Genomic DNA, 23,793 nt, shown 5'->3' with positions numbered 1-23,793 from the left:
TTTGAACTCAAAACTCGGAACAATTCTGTCGCTTGTAGCACTCTACTTGATAACTTTCTTGTGTCTATGGACCTCCGGCAACTGGCCTCTTCTTGCGCTTTGCGCAGGCTTGGCCCCACCTCTCCTTTGGTTATCAGTAACCGATCTGGAGACGTACATCATCCCGGACATCGCAACACTTACGGTTGTATCTGTTAGCTTCACTTACTTGGTTTTCATCGAAAGCCCGATGATCTGGTTGCACGTTGCTACCGGCCTTCTTGTAACCGCTTGTTTCTGGTTGCTCGGCAGTCTCTTTTTCAGCTATTCCAATCGAGACGGACTTGGGATCGGGGACGCAAAGCTGTTTGGTGCTGGTGCACTATTGCTCGGGCCATTGATGCTCCCTGAGCTTATTCTATTGTCGTGTGTCGGAGGGATCATAGGATACGTAGTGTCGAACCTGCTTACCTCAGCTACAAAACAAGGGATTCCGTTCGGTCCGTTTATTGCATATTCGATTTTCGCGCTTAGCCTACAGGGTAATTTTTTCATATGAATCTTCAGAGCAATAGAGGTACACGCACCAGAAAAAGTAACTCTGGGGTTTCGATCCTTGAGATCATGGTCGTGTTGGCCATCATATCACTTATTGTAGGCCTCGCGGCACCGCGTGTTATGGAAAATTTTGGGCGAGCAAAGTCAAAAGCTGCTGCGATACAAATGAACAGCGTGAAAGGCGCTCTGCAGCTTTTCTACATTGATGTGGGAAGATATCCCTCCGAGGCCGAAGGACTGGAAGCTCTGATTCAGGAACCGGCCGGAGTCGCAAATTGGCTGGGGCCCTATCTCGACAGAATTGACGATGTTCAAGACCCTTGGGGCCGCGTGTACCTTTATCGTATACCAGGCCAAAATGGGGCTTTCGATCTTTATACGTTTGGGCGCGATGGTCACTCAGGTGGAACCAAAGAAGACAGCGACATATATCTTTGACGATCATTTTCTCCTGGCAACAACGTCAGCGGGACTGATACATCACCGTTTGTATGTTCCCATTCCACTTTGACGAGCGCTGGAAGGAACCAAGTTTCCGACCAATCGGAGTACCAGTCTTTCGTGCCGCTCGAGGTGCTGTTGCCAAAGTATCGAATGGTAGCTTTGGATACGTCTTGGGCTAGAATACGGTGAACTTCTATCTGTTCAAGATTTTCTGGCTCCAAGCCGCTTACGCGGGCCACAAGGGTTTGAGTTCCGTTCTGGGATATCAACTCGAGTTCAACACTTGTGAGTGCCCCGCCCCAAAACTGATCATCTGCTACCAGTGTTTGAAAGCTCAAACGGTTACTCGTTCCTTCGAATGCAACGTCCGCAACGCCGGTGGTTGCCGGAATTTGAGTAGCCCATTGCTTAAATGCGCGACGAGATACGTACTGATCGCGTTGCTCGGAGAATTCTTGGTAGCGATCGAGGGATTGTCGATTGTAGTTTAAAGAGCCAGAGAGCAGTAAAGTGATCAAAGCAAGTATCGCGAGTGAAATCATCAACTCGAGCTGGGTAATACCAGAGTTGTATCTGCGCTTCACTAATTGGCACCTCGACGTGCAACTACTGTATTGACTGCGACGGACCTTTTCTGAGAGCCCAAATTACTGACAACTGCAGTCAACAGAACGAGCTCAAAGTGATGATCAAAGCGAGTGGGCTTCAGAACGTTTTGCGGTTGCTCTGTAATCTGCCAATCCCACGTATTCTTGTAAGTACCGGATGATGGCATCAATGGATATGTAGCGCGGTATTCGTCCAAAAGAGCTCGCGCCAGAAGTGTCTGCTCATAGTCTCTCAACGCGTCAGACTGTTTTCGCGATAAGCGTGAGGTCGTATTGTACAGTGTAGCAAGGACCAATCCAACGCAGGCCATCGCGATCAAGGTCTCCAGTAAGGTAAAACCTCGCTTCTTACTCCGCCGACTGAATTCAAAGTACAACTTCGTTGATCTCCAAGATAGCGCCCATGATCGAGTAGATCAGCAAGCCAACACCTATTCCCAACAAAAGAGTGAACAGTGGTGTAATCAAACTGAGAAGTCTTTGCGTCTTGCGGTCCAATTCCGAGGATAATTGATCCGTCAAGGCGACTAGTGTGGTTGGTAGTGTGTTTGTCCGCTCTCCAATTCGAAACAGCTCTTTGAAAGAAGGTGCAAGGAATTCATCCTCTTCAAACGCTTTTGATGCGGGCAAACCTGCGTGCACAAGATCAGCTGCTGCTGAGAAACGGTCATTGAGTTCCGATCCTCGACCTATCGTTTTTGCAGACGTTCGAAGGGCGTTTTCCAGCGACATACCAGAGCGAAGCAGAAGCTCTATGGACTGTACCAACTGGGAAAGCAAAGACAGGCGCAGAAGCGACCCAACAATGGGAAGGCGAAAACGAATTCGCGAAAGCGCAAGCTGTACGTCTTTGATTTGAAGCAGACACACACAAAGCAAAACCAGCGAAGGGACCGCAATCAGTAAGATCAACCAATAATTGTTCAAAAGCTCGTTTATGCCCAGTAGAAAAGCGATGGTAGCTGGTGCCTCTCGTCCCACCGATGAAAAAATCGGCGCCAAATTTGGTGCAAGATAGAGAGCAAATACCAAGAACAAACCAATACCAGCGCAGACCAGAATGGAAGGATAAATCAATGCTGATACAACTTTCTGTTTTGTGGCGTTTTGCTTTTGGAAAAATGTGGAGAGTTCCTTCATCAGCGTTGGCATTGCATTGGCGGCATCACTGATGCGCAGGAAAGAAACAAAAACAGGCGAAAACAAATCGTTCTCAGCCTCAAAAGCATCCGGAAAGCTGTCACCGTCGACGACCAATTGGCGAACGCGTTCAAAATGTCTTTTAACTTCTTTCCGCTCGACCGAAGCTGCAGTAATTTCAACAACCTCAGCTGAAGAGAGCCCGGCTTGAAACAGCGTCGCTAACAGATCGGCTACCATTGCCTGTTCCTGATAAGGCAGCTCTTTACGAAAGAAGCGGATATCCCGCTTGTACCAAGCGACTTCTTGCCCTTCGTTGGTTGCACCAGGTGAGAGAAGCACCACCGTGATGCCGCGTGATTTCAGTACATCAAAGGCGATTTTCTCACTGCCGGCATCAATTGTCCCAGCTGTGCCTGCGCCTGAATGATCGAAGCCTTGGTAAGAATACAGCGCCATTTAACCGACTTACGGCAAAACGTCAGAGACAGTGTGCTTTGGTGAACCAAGCCCGCTTCTAAGAATTGAGTCTGCACCGGACAACTTGGAACGCCAATACTCTGTAGCTGTTTTAGCATCGTGTTCCGTGTAGACTACGCGGGGGCGAATAAGAACCAGTAGTTCCGACCGACGTTTATCGCTCTCTGTTCTCCTGAACAATCCGCCCACTACAGGTGCATCGCCGAGGCCGGGGATCTTTGTGACAGTCTTCGTATCTGAAGATTGCACCAACCCGCCCAACGCCAAGGTTGCTCCATCACTCAACATCACGTTGGTAGCAACTTTTCTTTGCCTAATTGTCGGTGAGTCAATACCAGAAGTCTGCTCTTGAGACACGCTACTGATCTCTTGAACAACATCGAGAACCACGCGACCATTACGATTGATGTTGGGAGTTACGGTCAAAATCACACCGGTGTCGCGATACTCAATATTCGTGATTGTTGGAGCATCATTCGTTGAATTATCAGTAGACGTTTGAGTAGCTATTGGCACCTGATCGCCGATCTGAAGTACAGCTTCTTCATTGTCCAACACCATAAGCGTTGGTGACGAAATGATCTTAACATCTGTGACGCCCGAAAGAGCCGAAAGAGCAGCGTTAGCACCCCCGGTGCCGAACACGGCAGAGAACCCCGGGAAAGTAGGGCCAACGCTGCCATTTTGGGCATCAGAGAATGTGTAGTTGAAGTTCCCACTCTCAAAGAACCAGCGCACACCAAGATCAAGTTCGTCGTTCAACCGAACTTCAGCGATCGTCGCTTCCAGCATGACCTGCTGCGGGCTGCTATCAATTTGATTGAGCAAGTTTCGGATTTCTCGATGTTCGCCGCGCGTCGCTTTGACGAGAAGAGCGTTCCTTGCCTTATCCGCAGCGACCCGCGATCCCCCAGAAGCAGCCCGCGATTTTTCGGTCTTTTTGTCCTCTTCAGAGGCGATACCATCTGTTAGAAGATCGTTCAGGATGGGTGCCACATCCACTGCCGAGCGGTTTTGCAGTTCATAAATCTGGATAAAACTGCTTGCACCACTGGCTGTTCGATCAAGTTGTCTGATCCATTTCTCCGCCGTCGCAAGGTACCTAGACCGAGAGGTAATAATCAGAACAGAGCCCAGTCTCTTGTTCGGCACAAATTCAATGACGCCCTCTAAGTTGCCTCCTTCTTCATTCTCGAAGATGAGTTTCAGTTCATCGACGATCGTCTCAGGATCTGCGGAATTGAGTTCGACCAGAGCCACGGATTTCCCTTGCAACACGTCAACATCAAACAGGTTCAAAGCGTCTAGGGCGGCCTCCAATTGAGCTGGCGTACCGGTCATCATCATTAGGTTCCGGCGTTTGTCCGCTACGGCTGTAAGCCCTTCGGCCATTAAAGGCTCAAGCAAATTCACCATCTGTGTAGATGAGATATACTCTAGCCGTGCCACAACGATGTTGGCTCCACTCCCAACACCCTCCGAGGCGAGACGAAACGCTCTGTTACCAGAGGTACCTGGGACTATTTTTACGACAGAACCTTCCTTTTCGAGACGAGCGCCATTGGCAGAAAGAGCGGCTTCGAAGAGTTCAAGTAGAGCATCTTTGGGGATCGGACCGGTCGATTGAATCGTTATTTTACCATCAACCTCGTCACTTACAGTAAAACGTAGTCCCAGCGTATCACCCAACACGGCTTGTGCCGCTGCTTCAGGACTGGCGTTTACAAGAGACACCTCAACCAATTCTCCATCACGTGGAACGACTATTGCCTTTGATCGGCGCGAGTTATTTACTCGTCGAGGGTTCACAAATTGATCGTTTCCACGGGCCAATGCCCCTGGGCGAACGCCCGCATCCGGTTGAGCGCCAGGTATCTCGAACCGGTTCAAAAATGACGTGCGCTGAACTGTTACATCCTCACCGAATACACCGTTGCTGGTTGTCGTCGTCTCAGTACAACTCATCACCATCCCAACGAGGACAAATGTGAAAACTGAACGTAGTCCAAATATTTGTTTGGTTAACTTTGCTGCAATCAACGTCATTCCATCTTTACCACAATATGCTCGACCTCACCTTGCTCCAGATGCACCAAAGACTCGGTCATAGATTTCACCTGCCAATTCAGAACTTTATCTCCGACTTGGACCCACTTTTCTTCAGATGTTTTGTGAAGTGATAAGAGCACCCGGATTTGGTCTCCTTCACGCACGTATCCAAGATATTCCAATGCTGGCAACTCTGGGGGCCGCGCTTTTGCCTGAATTCTTTCTTTAACTTTAGGTTCGGCTTCCTCTAGAACGTTGGTTTCTAGAGGATCCTCCGGTGAGGACAGCTCCGTATGCGTTTTTCTTCGGCTCTCTGCGAACAATGGTGTTTCGGATAACAACAAAAGCCGGTCGCTATGATCAGCTGACCGGGGCAAGCTGAGCTCGACAAAGACTTCGTTCGTCGGAGCTGCTTCCCGCGCTTGCAAATATGTTTGGACACCCGAATTCTTTGGAGCTTCAATAGCGCTCGAAAGTAACGCCCAGAAAAACACAAGCGCTAGTGCAATGACGTAGAGGGGAGGCATGTTGCGCTTCAATACAATCACTTCTCATCCCTCCAGAACGACCAGAGTGTGGCCTGAACAAAGACCGGTACCTCACCTCCTTGGGGCTGACGGGAACGACTTGGTCGTATACGAAGCGACTTTAGAGCGATACGAGGTTTGTGACTTTCCAAACGGGACAAAAATTCAAAGGCATTGTCCAATGGTCCCTCTGCTTCAATAGAAAAAGCAGCTCTTTTGCCCCCACTTTCAACCGAAGCATTCGGCACATTGAATGCGATAAGTTCCAATTCAGCGTCAGAAGAGAGATCCAACGCAGTCTTTTGCAGGCTAAGTTCGGCATCCACCTTTGACGATACATTCCAGATCATTTCTTGTGGAAACTCTGTTCGAACGTTCTCACTAGTTAAACGATTGATCCTTAGCTCAGTCGCAGAAATTTCGTCCTGCAAAAGTGCTCGCTGCCTCGTAAGTTCCTCCGACTGTGAAGAAAAAAGCGTGAATGCCAAAACGGGGATGCAAGTAAGGGTACAAACAAAAAGAGAAGACCTAAGCCGATTCAATTTCGGACACTCCCCGTATCCTTAATTTGGATCGAGAGATCAAACCGGTTCTTGCGTGAAAAGCTGTCGAACACAACTGGGCCATCAAGACGTACTTGCTCAGCCCAAGGAAGGGATTGTGCAGTTTCCAACACTTCTGTCACATCATGGCCCGTAAAGCCTGACAAGATTAGCGTTCGGCCATTGATCACCAACTCCGACACCCACGTTGCATCGTCGAATGCTTGCGTGAGATCGAGTATCAAGGACAACCGGCCATAGTCTCTCACAAAGAGCTCATAATCGTTGATCAGCCCAGACGAGTCATCGTTCTCAGAGTCCATTTGCGCTCTCAAGGCAACCGCTTGGGCACTTAACTCGTTCTTGTAGGCCTCCAATTGCGATACTTGTGTTTTGAGTTCAGCGTTCCTCTGAAAACTCTGCATCAGAGCCACTAGGGAAACCATACAAACGAGAGCCATACCAACGACTTCCCACCGCCGTCGCGCTATGTCTACGCGCGCGCGATGATCTAGCAGAGGCGTCGTTCTATGCTCAGCGACTCCAATTGTACGAACGATACCCCTGGCAGCGGAGACAGCGGCTTCAATTTGATCGAGCGTTTCTTTCTTGATCACATAGATCGCCAAATGCAGGCTGATTTTGTCTCGCTTCTCAATTCTGAAGCGCCAGACCAAACCCTCACCAGCACCGGGCAGAGTCTGCTTTAGGTTAAGATCAACGGCTTGCGTCAACGCCGATTTTGCGGCGGCCGGCACCGTCATTTGTTTTTGCAGAAAGAGCTCTGGGGCCAGTTTGACATCAAGACGTTCACCTTCTTCGATGTCATTCCCAGCTAAAGGCAATGATGAAACCTGGTATGTCCGCGACCACTTTTTCGCGAGACCGGGCAGCACAAGCCAACTGGGAATACGGTGGCCAATCCACTCCCAGGCCGTGTAAACACGTCCCCCAAATTCTGCCTGCATGCCTGTGTGTTCTTTCAATTTACAAGTCAGCGTCGTAAAAACTGTACAACTTATAGTATGAAGGCCAAGAGGGGTCCAAGATGTCTTTAAAGACAGGGGCAGATAGTTGCACTGTGTCCATAGTTGACGCACTTCTTGCCTCAAAATCCATTGATCAAACGGCGGCGTCCCGTGCCAGAGCGGTCGCGGAAGCCGAGGGAATTACTGTCGATCGGGCGATCCTGAAACTTGGCTTGATGGATGAGGAGGACCTGCTCAAACACCTGGCCAAATCGCAGAACATCACTCACCTTAGCGAACTTGGAGAATACTCGCCGGATACAACTTCAATAGACCTGCTGTCCCTCTCTTATTGCCAGTCCAAACTCATCGCGCCGATCATCGACACCTCAAAGAAGCGATACGTGTTGTCGTGTGATCCGGCGAATGAGGCGTTGACCACTGAGCTTGCTTTTTTTCTGAATACACCGCCCGAGATTGTGGTTGCGCCGACAAGAGCCATTCGAAAGTTGCTCGCAACCCTCGATGACGCTCAAGATAGTTCAGAAGTCTCGGATGAGAGGCTGCTGCTCGACCAGGAAACACTCAGGCGAGGCAATGCCGATGGGCCGGTGATCCGGTTTGTGGCCGAGATTCTGAACGAAGCGGTCGCGATCGGGGCGTCTGATCTTCATTTCGAGGTGCAGGAAGACGGGTTGCGCATTCGGCTGCGGGTGAACGGCATATTGCGGAAGCACCCTGTGGACCGGTCCCTCAGCGTGGCTTCTATTCTCGCGCGGCTCAAAGTGATGTCGGGCATGAACGTATCGGAACGCAGATTGCCACAGGATGGGCGGATCACAGCGACCATGGCCGGGCGGAAGGTGGATTTTCGGGTGTCTTCCGTACCGACCAGTTTTGGGGAAAGTATCGTGTGCCGGGTGCTGGACCCCAATGCCTTGCGGTTAGGTTGGGACAAGCTGGGCTTCGACGCAGAAACCACACAGCAGATCATTGAGATTATCGAACAGCCAAACGGGTTGTTTCTGGTGACCGGCCCGACCGGGTCGGGGAAGACAACAACGCTCTATACTGCTCTGGCGCATCTGAATGAGGAAGGGCGCAAGATCCTAACGGTGGAAGACCCGATTGAATACAACCTCCCCGGCGTCGAACAGGTTCAGGTGCATGAGGAGATTGGGCTAACCTTCGCCCGCACCTTACGGTCGTTTTTGCGTCAGGACCCGAATGTGCTGATGGTGGGGGAAATCCGGGATGAGGAGACGGCGGAGATTGCCTGCCGGGCGGCTCTGGTGGGGCGGATGGTGTTGTCGACCTTGCACACGAACACGCCCGAAGGTGCGGTGACGCGGTTGGTGGATTTGGGCGTGCCGGAGTATGTGGTGAAGGATGTGTTGCGTGGGGTGTTGGGGCAGCGGTTGGAGAATGCGGACAGAGGTTCACGAAGATTGCATACAAGACTCAAGATGTAGACTACGCGTACTCTTCGAAGTTTTCCTTAGCTTGGGTTACACGTGTCTCTAACCAAGATTCAAGCTCCTCAAAAGACTCTGACACAACACCGGACTCATCAAAATACCCACTCAAAATACAACCTTTAGAGTTAAGGATATCGTATTTTGTTTTTGGCTCACAGCTGGCACCGTATACGTGGCTCGAACCAATCAAGAATCCGTTCTCCGGCGAGCAAGACGGAAGTAGAATTCCCCCCAGAGTATCAAAACCAAGTGGTATGTTAAAAAAATCCAGTCCTGAATGCTTGGGTGACATCAAACGCACACCTGGAACTACAAACCTAGTATCAAACACTCTCATGCCATTACAGCATCTGTAGAATTGTCTGACGACATCTGTCTTTGCCTCTCGAGTATATTGCGTAATGAACTCTATTTCGTCGATTTCGGTTGGGTAATTGAACGCGACCAAATACTTTGGACCTTTGGCCAAATCATCATTCTTGCCACAAACCCACCCAAGCTGAGTTTTTACCAAGTCTCTGATCAAGGCTTCTCCTAGCCCTCTGACAACGGCCTGTTCTAGATTATTGCTCATACTCATTAGCCACCAATACAGTCTAACGTACCACAACCAACTGGGCTGGCTCCGAAGAACCCGTTTGGGCCAAAGTAAGGATCAAACTGGTCGATTACTTCGAGCCCGACACCTATTCCTGATAAGGCACCAAGACCATATTCCCTGACTGTTTCAGACCAGTTCTTCGAGTAGTCAGTTGTAAGATCCGGTAGCGCTCCATCCAGCGTTCGGTCAATACCTTCCTTCCCGGAAATTGGCGTTCTATACCCGCCAGCAGCGCCATGTGTCGCTTTATGTTCAGCCTTGGTTAGAAACCGAATGTTACTTGGGTCCGCCGCTTGTGATAAGTTCCCATTGACAGTGTTTATATGATGACCATCGTATCCAGAGACTTTTCCGGTCTCCAAAAGTTCTTTTCTTTGCGTGCTATTCCAAGCCCGAGATCCTGGATAACCAGCTGCAACCATCTGTTGCTCCATTTTCCAGGCGGTATCAACGGCCAGTTTCCGCGCATACGCTAGCTTTCCTTTGAGAGCCTTCTTCTTTTGTGCTTCAGTTAGTTCGCGTAGCGCCTTTCCTGCTGCACCTGCTGGTCCAGCCACTTCAACTCCATCTGGTTGGTTGTCGTTGTGTGTAGAGCCTCTTCCGTCACCACCTTCGTCGATGCTATCTGATCTTAGCGACCCCGCTCTGTCAATCGCATTACCTGATGGATCGGAGAGGTTGACAGGATCATTGAAGGAATAGCTGTACCTGTTTGTTCCGACGCCTGGTTGTGTGACTTCGAACCAGTCGGGTTGGATGAACATGGAGAGTTCGGGGTCGTAGTATCTTGCGTTGAGGTATTGCAGACCTGCGCCCGCGTCGAAGCGTTCTCCGATATAGCCCTTGGTTTCGGGCGCGGCGATCAGGTCTGAGGTCCAGTCCTGGGCCTTCCCGAAGGGCTGGTAAATGGTGCGCTTGTCCTCAGCCCCGTCAGTGCCGGTGATCAGGCGGACTGAGTTCAGCTGGTCGCGGTGCATGTAGCTGGCCGTGCCATTGACCAGACGCACATCCGAGTGCGGGTAGGTGACGATCTCTTCCGCCGTGCCCTGCCCGAAGTTGCGGATCTCGACATCGCCGAAAGTGACCGTGACCGTCTCATCCGGCTGGCCGGTCTTGTCGGTGCGCTTCAGCCGCGTACCATCGGCGCCATAGACATAAGAGGTGGTCTGACCTGCATAAGTCACGCTCAACGGGCGGTTCTCACCATCATAGGTCATCACCTTGCCATGCAGACCCTGCAGCATGTTGCCATTGGGGTCATAGCTAAAGCTCTGCCCCGCCACAGTGGTCGGGCGATGGGTGCCGGGCTGGTAGGCATAGGCCCCCAGATGGCTGTTCGACGTCATGTTGCCCGCGCTGTCATAGGTGAAGGCCTGATCATAGGCGGTGACACCATTGCGGTTGGCGACCGTGGTCAGACGACCCGCATAGTCATAGGCATAGTCCAGATTGCCTTCGTCCCGCGTGGTCCATTGCTGTGCCACACGGCCGGTGGCCGAGCGCACATATTGGGTTTTGGCCATGGCCAGCCCGGTGGTGTCGCGCACCTCGGTCCGGTCCATCCAGCCGCGGCTGCGCGAGAACTCATTCACCGTGCGCAACCCATTGCCATAGGTGATCTCGACCGGGTTGCTGCGCAGATCATAGGTCACGCCGGTGATATGCGGGCCAAAGCCCGTCAGCCGGTTGGCCGCGTCGTAAGAGAACGCGTCGGTCCAGCTGGTCGTCACGGCCCCCGGAGTGTCGGGCAGCGTGCGGCGCAGGGCAATCCCATTGGCGGCATATTCGGTTTGCAGCTGATAGGTCCGGCCATCAATCTCATGCCGTTCCTCAGCCAGCAGACCCTGATTGTTGTAATCATATTCGATCCCATGGGTGCCCGCGATCGAAACCCCGGTGAGCATGCCGATATTGTGGTATCCACCTCGGAGCTGGTCATAGCTGTGCTGGGTCATGACGCTGGTCAGGCCCGGGCCGCTGACCGTTTTGGTCAGCACCCGATCCAGCTGATCATAGGTATAGGCAATGGTCTGACCCTTGGCATCCACCTGCGAGACCAGATTGTCCGTCTCATCATAAGATAGGGTCCAGAGACCCAGCCCTGGATCATCCGCCGTCAGCCGGTTGCCCACAGCGTCATAGGTATAGGCCCAAGTGGCGCCACCGGGATCCTGAACACCAATCAAACGGTCCAGTAGGTCGTAGGCGAACTCTGTGGTCTCCCAGCTGGAAGCCTGATTCAAAGCTGTTTGGTTGAAATGCAGCTGGATAAAGACGCTGCTGTTTCCCGAGGCATCTAAGCGCGTTCTCCAAACACTAGGGTCAAGACACATCCCAACACAGTGTTTTGAATGATAAGTCCATCCATCAGAGGCATGGTAGCTGGTAGCATTAACAGCGGTGGTCCAGTTTCCGGAACCCCAACGCAAATTGCCCGCAACCCAATAGTGATTTGCATCTATCAAACTACCCGATGCAGGTTCTCTGATGGTACCGTTACTCTTATAAACGGAAACTGTTTGCTGTGTACCTTCAGTCGTCGCGATATCGGGGATGGTCACGTAGGATGAGCCAACACCGAGCGTGCTGCCCTGATAAGTGACCGTTCCTGGCGCACTACTGCCGCCTCGCACGAGTGCATTGGTGATGTCGATGTTGGCATTTACCAGAAAGCTAACATCAACAGCCTGCGTCTGACCATTTTGGATCAGAACCATCTCGATACAATCTGGAACGCCCGCACATTGCTGAACTTCGAGTTCGCCAGTGGTTGTTGGTATCTCGGCTAGAATGGAAAGCTTGTTGCAGGTTTCTTCGCTGTCTACAGGGACAGAACGCCCGGACCCGTTACAATATAGCTGGCCGTCGGTAGATGATGTCGTAAAAACATATTCTGGACCATCATTCGTGTGAGCCGCTACCATTGATTGGATAGCGTTTCCACGAGCGTTAAACACGTTCCTTGTTTGACTGCAGACTGTCGATGCGTCGTCGTCAAAGCAATGCGCGTCCCAATGATCCACAAACGGGAAGCTGCCGGTCTGCCCTGTCCGATAGCTAACCATTGAGTTGGTTTCACCATACTCTCGCGTTGAGTAGGTCTCATCTGGTGCGGTTGTCCGTGTGACGCGGTCAAGCGTGTCATAGCTGAAACGCACTCGCTGAGTGTCGGCGACGGTATTTGTCGCAGCCTCTGCCCAACTGAGCGGGATGCTGGTCCAGGCCGTATTGCCCCGCGCGTCAAACCCGTGCAGGCTAACAATCGCGTCGTCGATCTGATCGGTCTTACCGCTTGAGGTCTCCTTATACACCTCACCAAAGCCATTGAAGTACTGCCGGGACACCGTGTCCGTTCCTGCCGTATCGGCAGACGCGGCCCGTGTCTCGACATATTGGGCCGTCGCATCACCAAAGGAATTGTAGGACCAGTTCACCTCATGCCCGTTGGGGCTGCGCGTCTGCACCTGGCGGCAATGCACATCCAGAGAGGTCGCGGTCACCAACCCGTTGGTACCCGTCGCCGAAACAGGCTCCTGACATCCAAGATCCCATTGCGTGCTGGCCGTATGGCCTGCCGCATTGATGGTGGAAGTCAGGAACAGGCCAGTCACATCATAGGTATGCGTGTTCGTTCGGCCCTTCGCATCCGTCTCGCTCAGAACATTGCCAAAACCGTCATATGTATAAGTGCCAACCGTCTGAGCGTAGGAGGCTGCCCCACCAACGCCGCGGCGCCAGCGCCGTAGCGTCGTAAGGTGGCCCTTTGTCGGGGGCTGAGGCGCCAGAGCATCATCATAAAGATAGAATGTTGCAGCAAGCCGGCTCGCGTCATCGGTCGGATATGTTGTTCCGGGCGCAATGATCTCATGCTGCGGCGTGTTAACAATGTAGTCAGTCAGATTTTGCGAATAGGCAAACCATCTGGTCCGGTCGTCTTCTACACCCGCATAACCCAATTCCCGAACTTCTGTACGGTTCCCATAGGTGTCATATTCGTACTCAGTTGTACGCTCGTCCAGCGTGTCTCCGTTGCGTGTCTTTTTGCGTGTTTTGGTCTTCCAGGCATTATGCGGCAAACCCGCCAGGCCCGAGGAGGACCAGTCATTGATCTCCTGCCACCAGGTCACCCCGTCCCGGATCAACGTCCGCGATTTGACACGCCCTTTCAGCGCCGCATCAGAGCGGCCCCCTGATACGTTTTGCTCATAAACCGTGACCAACTGCGGCCGGGCACTTTCACCCTCAATCGCCGGAAGCGTAGCAGTAATGGTCCGGAACCCGACCGTCTGCCGACGCTCATAGTCAAACCGGTTGCTGACATAAGAATAGTCCGTCACCCGGTCCGCACCGCCCGCCCCATCAGAACGTGTGATCTTCCACACAACCGGATAAGACCGCGGAACCTTGTTGTCATTGAAATGCGCAGAAGGCGCGTACACTACAGACAAAACACCACCCAATGGCTCAGTGACCGACTGCAAAAGGTTCTTGGCGCCGTAAACTCCAAAAAGATGCACATTGCCTTCTTTGCCAACAATGTCGCCGATCCCATCCCCATCAACATCCGCTACAACACCACGCTTGGAACCATTTGTGCTATATAATGTATTTGCAGGCCCGATATAGACCCGCTCAAAAAAGTACCCGGCAGAAAGAAGGGGAAGAGCTTCAAACTGGCCTGCTGTACAAGTCGCGATACTCGTTTGGCACTGATGTGTAACGACCACATCACCCAGACCATCTCCATTCATATCGCGCACCTGAAGGCTGGCACTTTTGAGGTCCTCGTGAGCGTGAAACGAGTACCAGGTCTCGGCCAAGGTGTTAAAAAAGACCCCGTTGGATAGATGAACAAAAACTCTTCCGGGTCCGTGGGTGCCGTTTGGACGCAGCACCACAAGATCCTGAGCGCCATCCCCATTCACATCCCCAAAATCCATCAGGCTGTTAGCTGGATAATGTCTGAGCGGGTTGGGAGCGATAAATTCTCTGAACCATCCGTGACTATTGGGGTCATAGTAGTTCCAATTTTCGGGAGCAGATACTTGTGTCTCAGCATGCTTGCCGTGCCCAACCTTTCTGGAGATCTGTAGCCGCCCAAAGATTTCGTCCTGCCCATCACCGTCAATATCGGCCGCAAAATCTCCGTCAATGTTCCCATGGGTCTGTCCTGCACGAAGATTTCCGCCATACTCGATCTGGACAAGGCTCTGATCTACGATGGCCTCCAGTCCCGGGTCGCGGTCGAAGTTGCCCAAAAATCGCAGGTTCCAGCCGACCGGATAGGTTGCGTCAGGCGTCTCGGGTGTGACGCCCCTTATCGCCCGTTTGGTAACACGAGTGGTGTATGGGTCATCTCTATCAAACTGTCTTCTAGTGTAATGATGGTATTGAAAGAATGTCTGACCAGACGTGGGATCATAACCTGAGATGGTATCGATGATGTTCCCATGTGCCTTGCTCTCACTCGTTGGATAACCAACGTTGTTGGCGTAGAGGTTCTGCAAACCAGATGCCAGCGGCTTGATCGTCGGTGTTCGGTTGGCATAAAATTCAAACGCTCTGAGATCCTTACGCTGCGGTCCCGTTTTGACCAGAACTTCCTGCCGCCCATTCTGATCCACGTCCAACACGGAAACGATCTCGGAAAACTCATCAGCGCCACCGGTAGTCTTAACTAGAAGAAAATTGTCCGGTGTATAGTTGAATGTGTAGGGTGCAGCTAGTTGGCTGCCTGAAGTTATGTAGCCATTCGCAGCACTCGCTGGGTCAAACTCAAAATCTGAGCCAAATTGTTGTACTTCCTGCAGAAGGCTAATTTTTGATTGTGCGGACGTAGTGTAGTTCAGACTATAGGCCCTAATTTGCGTGGTTGCGTCGCCTCGGTACACGCGAATGGCTCTAAGTCTAAATGGTTGTCGTCCAAATAAGTGCGTACCAGTCGCATAGTGCGGCTTCGCGATGCCCCAAGGCGTGGCGTCGTAGTCCAGAGAAACGGCATAGACAACGGTGCCATCGGGCAATTCATAGGTGATCTTTCTCAGTCGCGGCGCATATAGATCGCCAGCGGCGGCATGATGGTATGAATAGCGGACCGTATTTCCGTTGACGTCGGTCACCGTGGAAAGCAAGTACCTGCCTAGATCAAGATGATTGAATTCTGCTGTTCCAGGGACAGTCTGCACCCCCAAAACAACTTTCTGGCTCCGATAGACTAGTTTTGTCCCGTTCTTTCGGAATACATGAAACTCGTTCAGCGTCTGATCTAGCTGAATCTTTGCATAGTTTTCAGTGTAAGTCGCAAAATGACCGCCAGCGGAACAACTGGCGCTGGCGTACGTTGTCTTGCGTTGTGCCGGGTATGGAAACGCAATCTTGTTTGTTGCAACGGCATCGTCGCACAGCAACAAGTCCTGTCCATCCAATCGAAAATTGTCTCGTTCGAAATCGAACGCTGGAAGCCCTCCGCCGTATGACACCCGCTCGATCGAAGACAGAGCGCTCAGCCTCCATCCAGCACCCACAACGGCATCTGGCGTGCCATGCCCGTTGAAGCTGGAGGCGTATTTAAGATCCAGGTTGGGTTCCAACCCATGGAACTCCGGAACCTCAATCGGAATCGAGTATCGGAAACTCCCATCTGACAAAACACTCTGTGCTACATTGGCTTCTGGCGGAGATACTCCCGCAAATTCGCCTTCAACCTGAGCCTGAGTCACTCCCGCGACGATCAGGCCAACGACGCCGAAAAAAGCGCCCCAAAATGCTCTAAACAACTACTTACCCCGAAACTTCAAGTCTCTGTTTTTATTGAGCGTTCTATCTTAGCGGTCAAGTTAATTTATTAAGTCTTCTCAACACGTACAAATTGAAAGTTAACCACAGACTATTGGTGTGGCGTCTCGAGAGACGGATGTGATCGATGACTTCTGTAAGTTATCATTGAGTTTGCACCCGGTTTGGATTCACGACTGATCAGGCTAATGCCTTTCAGGCTTTTTCTAACCTTCGAGACTCCTCAAGTCGCACGGAAAGGATCCATTTTTTTGAAAAAATGGTTTCGTCAGGCCCATCGTCCTCTGTCGGTCGTTGTAGTCCCAGTGCTGTTTCCGAGGCACACCAAATAAGGGCTGGTCGCTACCAAAGTCGAGAAGCGACCTGACTGTTCGGTCGCCTCAGATCAACAACCTCTGGGTGGGACTATGGGTTGCTGGCACCGGCGCAGTTTCGTATTTCTCCAATAAGCGATCGATGTCCAACAATCCGAACCGCGACCCAACATAAACATTGTGAAGCGTGTTCTGAAAGAAGTGAGACACTGCCAACGCCCGCAGCCGAGCCTTGCCTTGCTCTCGGCAATCAGAGCTCACAGTTAGGTCAAAAAGCGATTCCAACGCGTTGAACCCCTCGTTGACGATACGCTCGTTCAGAAGCCGCGGGTATCTAGCTAGAATGTTTCTTCTAGCTCTTGAAACTTCCTTTCTAAGCAGACTGTCTCGAGGAACACTCTCGGGGCACTTTGCCATCATCGTTCGAATTTGAAAAAAAGCATATGCGAGGTTGTAGAGATCATAGATGAAGCGAGATGCACCATCGTTCTCACCAACACTGTTTCGATTGAACGTTTCAAGGAGCATCAAAGCCCCGTCTGTGCGGTCTTCTGCTGATCTTTTGAAAGCTTTCTCTGTCGCAATATACACCTGCTCGCCCCTTTTGGCTGTTTGCTCTTGGCGAATCATTGGCAGATGAAAAATTGGAGAAAAACAGGGAATTTTGAGGGGGTTTCTCGAATTTGCCGAGAGCGGCAATAGAGTTATTTACTCTTCCGGCCAGACTGCTGCCGAGCCTACTTTGATAAAAACCACCCTAGGGCCTTCTTTGCTTCAGGGCCAACTTAGAGAATGCAGCTCGCAACATTAGTGAATTTAGCATACCCGGAAAATAGCTTGTAAAGCTGCGGATCGATTGAGGCTGGTCCAAAACAAATTCGACTATGTCTGCCCTACTGCAAGGTACTCCAACTAAACTCCCCTGGGACTCACGATCTTTGTCTCTCGCAGAAGCGTTTCTAATACTGTTAAGCTCTGCCACACTCTCAGCCACTGTGGCGACAGCGAGGATAGCTGTTTCACCCGACGGTACATCAAGAAACACATCTGTGAGATAGTACTCCAATCCGGAGAACTCTATTCTGCCAACTTCTTCTGACAGGCCTCGTTGAATGAGTTTTGTGAAGTCTACGGCGTCAGATCCAAGCTCCAGGTCCTCTTGTACAATCCCTTCATTCATTGCCACATGGTACTTGTCGTGCTGACTGACATTCGATGTCGAGTTCTTCGTTTTCGAGAGTACAATTTCTGGCCTATGATTTTCTGCCAACGAAATCACGAAACAGTTTAAACCTAATGATGGTGCAAAGTGAGGCATGTGAAATCTATCTGTTCCTTTTGTAAGGACGGGATAGTCCCCCAAGTTTTCAAACGCTTCGGGTTGCTCTGCTTGTAGCTGCTTGAACACGCGCTGCATAACTGACTTCGTGAAAAAATCAGTATTGTACATGGAGATTTCACAGGCGTTGGTTTCCTTTCGGTCTGCTGGGACAAACTCTGTCACAGACCAAACGCCAAACTTCTTTTTGTTATAGGGCTTTTTGGAATCTCTAGGAGATGCCAAAGACCGGAGAACTTGATTGGAAACCTCTATCCTATGGCGTTCAATCAGTTCACTAACAACACCTGTTTCAAATGGGCCGTCTTTGTCTACAGTCCCATCGAAGAAAACATCATCCTCGCTGTTTACTTCATAGCGAGAGATCCCCTTCATTGAAGCTTCGAGAAGCTGGTCTGTAGGAGCGATGAAGAAGCTCTGGTTAGACTGTCGCAGGCGAAGCTCGTCATCTTTGAATCCGTTAAGAATACAGCTTTCAGAGCTACCCCTGGACAATAGGCTAAACTCGGGTTCTATAAGCCGATTGATTGCGTTCCAGAGATCAAGTCGAGAGTAGATTTTTCGTTCAAATTCTTTTTCAATCTCGACAAGTTTTTTGTTGTCGGCGGCCGATCGCTTGTATGCAAACTCAAGCTTATTTCTAAGGACTTTGTTTGCCTTCGCGCCGCCCTCCGGGGCTAAGGCATTTAGGAGCTTAGTATAGTTTTCCCCTTGCGGGAGAGTGCCATTACGCCACGCGGAAAAGGTATTTGCCGAAACTTTAATGTAATAGGAGAGGCTCTCGCCTGTCCACTTGTCCTCATCAATACACTCCTTTGAAGTAGTACTCTTCGACATGGCGTCCTTAAGCGCTTCGGCAAACCACGGAACAGATTTTGGGATTTCTGTCATTTTTTAATCCATTGAAAACGCAACGATAATGATAACCCACTTGGAGATTCACGTCACGCGACTTGTATGAACGCTCAGATGGTTGGTTCGAAAAATCGCCAATAAGTGCGAACAAGGTCCTCAACCTTAGAACACACAGGGGAGGCCTCGATGCATAAGAAACCAAGCTTTTATGAAAAGGCGAATTTCGGGTATTACTCGGTGTCCGCCGTATATGCGGTTTACTCAGTGCAACTGATTGATAGCGCGATTTTGGCCGGGGGTCTGTCTGCACTGTACGCCTGGATCGCCGCCTGTAGTGATCATTAGACAGGTCTCATGAAAATGAACCGTGACCCGCCAGCTTCGCGCTTGCAGAAGCAAGAAGAACAAAGACATGCCCGTAGGCAAGCTTTCGATCATCCTTGATCCAATCTCCTTCCAGTGCCCAGAGGTATCCACCATGGTCCCGATCTTTGTGATGACTTTCGAGATATGCCATGCCGTGATCAATGATCTGTTCAGCGCCCTGAAAACCTGCAAGATGCCCCAATGCATAGGAATGAATCAGACGCGTCGTCGTGTGCAGCTCCTGAAGCTCACCAGGCAATGGGCTGCCATCATGACCAAGGATGAAGAATCCAGGCCCGTTTCGGCAACTCGCGCTGAAGAACTCAAGCTGCCGCATGGCCTCATCCATCAACCATTTGCGGTGATTGGAGGTTTCAAGCCAAAACCCAGGCTCGGAATGCGCACCGAGAGGCAGAGGTTGGTCTTTGATCATCTTTTTTATCCTGCGAGGGGTGTGATGTAGCGTGCACCGCGCCCTGGCAACAACGCTCGCGCCGCATGCAGAATTGCGTTCACGTCAATTCCATGCAGATGATAGGTGTCTTCCACTGTTGCAGCCTGTCCAAAATGCTCCACACCCAGAGATTTAGTGCGGTGCCCGTGCACGCCACCAAGCCAGCTGAGACCCGCCGGATGGCCATCGGCAACGGTCACCAATCCAGCGTCACGCGGCACATTGGCGAACAGTTTCTCGATATGTGAAAGCGCCGTATGATCGCCGCGTTGTCGGGCGCGCTCTGCAGCCTGCCATCCTGCGTTCAGCCGATCTGCGGATGTCACAGCCAATACAGCAACGTCCCGAACATCATCGGATAGTAGTCCTGCCGCCTGAATGGCCTCAGGCGCGACAACACCTGTGTAGGCCAGCACGACCGCGCTTGTTGCGGTTGGGGGTCTCATCCAGTACCCGCCTGCGATCACGTCTTGCGCAAGGTCACCGGTCATTTCGCGCCCGATCTGTTCCTGCGGTACTGTGGATAGGCGCAGATACAAGGATCCACCCTTCTCGTCGCGCAGCCAATTCTGCTCGGCCTGAAATGCTGCCCCTTCCCGTTGCATATATTCGAACCCCCAACGCATGATCACGTTAAGTTCGTCCGCATAAGCAGGCTCGAACGTTGCAAGCCCATCCTGTGCCATACCGATCAAAGGAGTCGAAATGGACTGGTGCGCACCGCCCTCGTGGCTAAGCGATACGCCAGAGGGGGTTGCTGCCAGCATGAACCGCGCATCCTGATAACAGGCATAGTTCAGGGCATCGAGCCCGCGGCAAATAAACGGATCATAGACTGTTCCGACTGGAAACAACCGCTCGCCAAACAATGAATGGGACAGACCAAGCGCGCCCAAGAACGTGAACAGGTTGTTCTCAGCGATGCCAAGTTCGATATGCCGCCCGTCCCTATGCCTGCGCCACTTTTGCGTCGAAGGGATTTCCTGATCGCGAAACACATCGCTTTGCTCAGCTTTTGCAAACAGGCCCGTCTTGTTGATCCAAGGCCCCAGATTGGTCGAGACCGAGACATCAGGTGATGTGGTGACAATTCGCTCGGCAAGTGCCGGAGCTTCACTGGCGATCGCCGACAAAATCTGCCCAAACGCTTCCTGGGTGGAGGCAACGTTTTTGATCCTTGGCCGGGCCATTTCATCAACCCTGATCGGGGTAGCGGTATGGCGGCGGGGTCCCTTTGCGTTAAACGGGACATTATTCAGAAACGCCTTAACGTCTTCTTGGTCAACACCGATGCCCGCAAAGCGTTCCCATTCACGGCCCGCATCTATCCCCAAATCATCTCGCAGACCTTCAATCTGCGCCGTGGTCATGATCCCGGCGTGATTGTCCTTATGTCCAGCAAGGGGCAGCCCGTGACCTTTCACCGTGTAGCAGATAAAACAAACCGGGCGATCATGATCGATGGCCTTCATCGTCTCGGACATCAGTACCGCATCATGCCCCGCCAGATTGCCCATCAGTTGCGCAAGTGCCTCGTCATCATGATCCGCCACCAGCGCCAGCGCCTCGTTATTGGCGGTGAAATCCTGCTCCAGTTGTGCGCGCCATGCAGCACCACCTTTGAACGTCAAAGCTGAATAAAGCGCATTTTCACAGCTATCGATCCAATCGCGCAAATACTCTCCGCCGGGTCGCTTGAAAGCGGCTTGCATGAGCGAGCCGTATTTCAGTTCGATCACCTCCCACCCGCAGGCGAGGAATATATCGCGGAACCTTGCGTTCAAACCTTCGGTGACGACGCCATCAAGCGATTGCCGGTTATAGTCGATGACCCACCAGCAATTGCGCAGGTCGTGTTTGGCGCCTTCGAGAAGCGCCTCATAGATATTGCCTTCGTCCAGCTCAGCATCGCCAACCAACGCAATCATTCGGCCTTTGGGCTGGTTGAGCCATCCGTGACCGGCCAGATAGTCCTGCGTCAGGCTGGCAAACGCCGTCATTGCAACACCCATCCCGACCGACCCGGTCGAGAAGTCGACATCATCCTTGTCCTTGGTGCGCGATGGATAGGGTTGTGCGCCTCCAAGGCCGCGGAAATCCTGCATCTGCTGCAGGCTCTGGTTTCCAAGAAGATACTGGATCGCATGGAACACCGGGCTCGCGTGCGGTTTGACTGCAACGCGATCCTCGGGTCGCAGCACATGGAAATAAAGCGCGTTCAATATCGCATTCATCGAAGCCGATGATGCCTGATGGCCACCCACCTTGATCCTGCCTTTGGCACGAATGTTGTTGGCATTGTGGATCATCCACGATGACAGCCAGAGCGTCTTTTTCTCAAGCGCTGCCCGAATTTCAATTTCGTTTGTCATCTCAAGCGACCTGTCGCAACGCTTTGCCGTCCTTGGCAAAAAGATGCGCGTTTTCCGTCTGAATGCGCAGACCAAGCTGTTCGCCAGACTTTACGGGGATATTGCCATGTTTGCGCACCATCATTGACCCAATGCCTTCGACGTTGGCATAGATGTTCGTGTCCGAGCCCAGATGTTCAACAACATCAGCCACGGCCGAAAGATCACCTGTGCCATTGTCCACGACATCAATATGCTCTGGTCTTATGCCCAGCTCTTTCGCCTGTGCAGTAAGAAATTGATCAGGAAGTTCGATTTCGGCTCCATTTCCGGCGGTCACACCTGTATCGGTTCCAGTGACAGGCACGACATTCATGGTGGGTGAGCCGATGAACTGCGCAACAAATTTGTTGGCCGGACGTTCGTAAAGTTCCAACGGGCTGCCGACCTGTTGAATATCACCACCGTTCAGAACAACGATCCTGTCTGCCAGCGTCAAAGCCTCAACCTGATCATGTGTCACGTAGATCATGGTTGCGCTAAGTTTTTGATGTAGCCGCGCTATCTCCAACCGCATCTCGACTCGCAGCGCCGCGTCGAGATTTGACAGAGGCTCGTCAAACAGGAAGGCCTGCGGATCACGGATGATGGCTCTGCCCATGGCAACCCGCTGACGTTGTCCGCCCGAAAGGGCCTTGGGCAGGCGATCCGTCAGATTGGATAGGCCCAAAGTTTCCGCCGCCTGAGCGACCTTTGATTTGCGTTCCGCTGCCGGATCTTTGCGGATTTCCATCGAGAATCCCATATTCCGCGCGACATCCATATGCGGATAAAGAGCGTAGGATTGGAACACCATCGCGATGTCCCGATCCCTTGGTCTCACATCGTTCATACGCTCGCCATCAATCAGGAAATCGCCGTTTGATATCGGCTCAAGACCGGCAATCATGCGTAGCAGTGTGGACTTGCCGCAGCCCGAAGGACCCACCAGAACGATGAACTCACCATCCTGGATCTCAAGGTCGATGTTGCGCAGGACCTCAACGGATCCATATCGTTTTGCAACGTCACGAAGTTCGATACTTGCCATGATCTGGCCTCCTATCCTTTGACCGCGCCGGACGTGAGGCCCTGCACGAGATAGCGTTGAATGAAGATGAAGAAGAGACAGCTTGGGATCAGCGCCAGCACGCCGGCTGCCATCATTTGCCCCCAATCGACCGAGAACTTGGAAACAAACGTCAACAGGCCAACCGGGAAGGTCATTGCGTCGTTCTTCGAAATCAGCATCAGCGCAAATAGCAACTCTGACCATGCTGCAGTAAAGACAAATCCAAGCGTCGCCCCGAGACCGGGCAATGTCAGTGGAAACACGACTTTGCACAGCGCCTGAAATCGCGAACAGCCATCCATCATTGCCGCGTCTTCCAGATCTTTGGGAATGCCGTCAAAGAATGACTGCATCAGGAAAGTTGCAAAGGGGATGTTGAACGCAGTGTAGACAACAATCAGGCTTGTCAGCGAATTCAGCAGACCGAGGTCGGCGACGATCTTGTAGATTGGGGCAATGATCATCAGTAGCGGGAACATCTGGGTGATCAACATCAATGCTATGATGATCCGTTTGCCCGCAAATACGAAGCGCGAAAACGCATACCCCGCCCCGGCTGCGAACAGAGTGGTAAAGAAGGCTGCCCCTAGGGATACAACCAGTGAGTTTCGAAAGTAGGCCACAAAATCAGTTTGGAAAATGACCGTCGTGAAGTTCGAGAACGTGATCTCGCTAGGAAACAGCCTGGTGCCTTCGGAGTAGATCAGCGCATCCGGCGTCAATCCGATCTTGAGCAACCAATAAAGCGGGAACAGCGCAAAGATCAGATAGAACGCAAGCACCGCGTATTTTCCCACGATCAATGCGGGGTTGGGGTTCTTGACGGCTGACATG

At 51.8% G+C, this 23,793-nt stretch carries 19 protein-coding genes; 4 read left to right on the top strand and 15 right to left on the bottom strand.

The annotated features are described in order from the left end of the window. The first annotated feature begins 1 nt into the window (after position 1). Positions 2-538 (top strand): prepilin peptidase, encoded by a 537-nt coding sequence (locus tag ACR0EL_RS10430; RefSeq protein WP_480499792.1) that lies wholly within the window; start codon positions 2-4, stop codon positions 536-538. Beyond that, complete coding sequence (gene gspG, locus ACR0EL_RS10425) at positions 535-975, top strand: type II secretion system major pseudopilin GspG (protein WP_480499790.1); 441 nt, start codon at positions 535-537, stop codon at positions 973-975. The genes ACR0EL_RS10430 and gspG overlap by 4 nt, the downstream gene beginning before the upstream one ends. Here gspG and ACR0EL_RS10420 read toward each other — a convergent pair. From ACR0EL_RS10420 to ACR0EL_RS10390, 7 genes are all read right to left on the bottom strand, one after another. Then, entirely contained in the window at positions 933-1,565 is a 633-nt protein-coding gene (locus ACR0EL_RS10420; RefSeq protein ID WP_480499789.1) for a hypothetical protein, read from the bottom strand. The genes gspG and ACR0EL_RS10420 overlap by 43 nt on opposite strands. After that, complete coding sequence (locus ACR0EL_RS10415) at positions 1,565-1,966, bottom strand: type II secretion system protein (protein ID WP_480499788.1); 402 nt, start codon at positions 1,964-1,966, stop codon at positions 1,565-1,567. The genes ACR0EL_RS10420 and ACR0EL_RS10415 overlap by 1 nt, the downstream gene beginning before the upstream one ends. Further along, the gene (locus ACR0EL_RS10410; protein WP_480499787.1) at positions 1,956-3,188 is read right to left on the bottom strand and encodes a type II secretion system F family protein; all 1,233 of its coding nucleotides are present in this window, start codon (positions 3,186-3,188) and stop codon (positions 1,956-1,958) included. Before ACR0EL_RS10410 ends, ACR0EL_RS10415 begins: the two co-directional genes overlap by 11 nt. Before the next feature lie 9 nt (positions 3,189-3,197). Beyond that, positions 3,198-5,255: a type II secretion system secretin GspD gene (gene gspD, locus ACR0EL_RS10405; protein WP_480499785.1), complete on the bottom strand. Its 2,058-nt coding sequence runs from the start codon at positions 5,253-5,255 to the stop codon at positions 3,198-3,200. Then, positions 5,252-5,806 carry a hypothetical protein gene (locus ACR0EL_RS10400; protein WP_480499784.1) on the bottom strand — a complete coding sequence of 185 codons (555 nt, stop codon included), beginning with the start codon at positions 5,804-5,806 and terminating at the stop codon, positions 5,252-5,254. Before ACR0EL_RS10400 ends, gspD begins: the two co-directional genes overlap by 4 nt. Further along, positions 5,803-6,216, bottom strand: a complete 414-nt coding sequence (locus ACR0EL_RS10395) for a hypothetical protein (protein ID WP_480499783.1) — start codon at positions 6,214-6,216, stop codon at positions 5,803-5,805. The genes ACR0EL_RS10400 and ACR0EL_RS10395 overlap by 4 nt, the downstream gene beginning before the upstream one ends. Before the next feature lie 107 nt (positions 6,217-6,323). Then, positions 6,324-7,295 (bottom strand): hypothetical protein, encoded by a 972-nt coding sequence (locus ACR0EL_RS10390; RefSeq protein WP_480499782.1) that lies wholly within the window; start codon positions 7,293-7,295, stop codon positions 6,324-6,326. An 80-nt stretch (positions 7,296-7,375) separates the two neighbouring features. Between ACR0EL_RS10390 and ACR0EL_RS10385 the strand changes: the two genes are divergently transcribed. After that, positions 7,376-8,767, top strand: coding sequence for a GspE/PulE family protein (locus tag ACR0EL_RS10385; RefSeq protein ID WP_480499781.1), 1,392 nt, complete (start codon positions 7,376-7,378; stop codon positions 8,765-8,767). Position 8,768: 1 nt separating this feature from the next. Here the strand turns inward: ACR0EL_RS10385 and ACR0EL_RS10380 are convergent, their stop codons facing one another. The 4 genes from ACR0EL_RS10380 to ACR0EL_RS10365 all read right to left on the bottom strand — a co-directional run bounded on the left by ACR0EL_RS10380 (position 8,769) and on the right by ACR0EL_RS10365 (position 18,713). Further along, entirely contained in the window at positions 8,769-9,347 is a 579-nt protein-coding gene (locus tag ACR0EL_RS10380; RefSeq protein WP_480499780.1) for a hypothetical protein, read from the bottom strand. Positions 9,348-9,352: 5 nt separating this feature from the next. Further along, positions 9,353-16,150: an RHS repeat-associated core domain-containing protein gene (locus tag ACR0EL_RS10375; RefSeq protein ID WP_480499779.1), complete on the bottom strand. Its 6,798-nt coding sequence runs from the start codon at positions 16,148-16,150 to the stop codon at positions 9,353-9,355. 399 nt (positions 16,151-16,549) lie between these two features. After that, a complete protein-coding gene (locus ACR0EL_RS10370) occupies positions 16,550-17,074 on the bottom strand; it encodes a hypothetical protein (protein WP_480499778.1) in 525 nt (174 codons plus the stop codon). A 166-nt stretch (positions 17,075-17,240) separates the two neighbouring features. Next, on the bottom strand, positions 17,241-18,713 hold the full coding sequence (locus tag ACR0EL_RS10365) for a hypothetical protein (protein ID WP_480499777.1): 1,473 nt from the start codon (positions 18,711-18,713) through the stop codon (positions 17,241-17,243). 150 nt (positions 18,714-18,863) lie between these two features. Here ACR0EL_RS10365 and ACR0EL_RS10360 point away from each other — a divergent pair, with 150 nt between their 5' ends. Further along, positions 18,864-19,022 carry a hypothetical protein gene (locus ACR0EL_RS10360; RefSeq protein WP_480499776.1) on the top strand — a complete coding sequence of 53 codons (159 nt, stop codon included), beginning with the start codon at positions 18,864-18,866 and terminating at the stop codon, positions 19,020-19,022. A gap of 7 nt (positions 19,023-19,029) precedes the next feature. On the opposite strand, the gene ACR0EL_RS10355 is transcribed toward ACR0EL_RS10360, so the two are convergent. The 4 genes from ACR0EL_RS10355 to ACR0EL_RS10340 form a co-directional block, all read right to left on the bottom strand. Continuing rightward, the gene (locus tag ACR0EL_RS10355) at positions 19,030-19,380 is read right to left on the bottom strand and encodes an AGE family epimerase/isomerase (RefSeq protein WP_480499775.1); all 351 of its coding nucleotides are present in this window, start codon (positions 19,378-19,380) and stop codon (positions 19,030-19,032) included. Positions 19,381-19,481: 101 nt separating this feature from the next. After that, positions 19,482-21,869 carry a transketolase gene (locus ACR0EL_RS10350; protein ID WP_480499774.1) on the bottom strand — a complete coding sequence of 796 codons (2,388 nt, stop codon included), beginning with the start codon at positions 21,867-21,869 and terminating at the stop codon, positions 19,482-19,484. A gap of 1 nt (position 21,870) precedes the next feature. Further along, positions 21,871-22,938, bottom strand: coding sequence for an ABC transporter ATP-binding protein (locus ACR0EL_RS10345; protein ID WP_480499773.1), 1,068 nt, complete (start codon positions 22,936-22,938; stop codon positions 21,871-21,873). A gap of 11 nt (positions 22,939-22,949) precedes the next feature. Then, positions 22,950-23,792, bottom strand: coding sequence for a carbohydrate ABC transporter permease (locus ACR0EL_RS10340; protein WP_480499772.1), 843 nt, complete (start codon positions 23,790-23,792; stop codon positions 22,950-22,952). Between the last annotated feature and the right edge of the window lies 1 nt (position 23,793).

The sequence above is a fragment of the Ruegeria sp. AH12 genome, assembly GCF_056541465.1.
The sequence above is the reverse complement of the archived record's forward strand: the minus strand, read 5'-3'. Positions and strand labels throughout refer to the sequence as shown.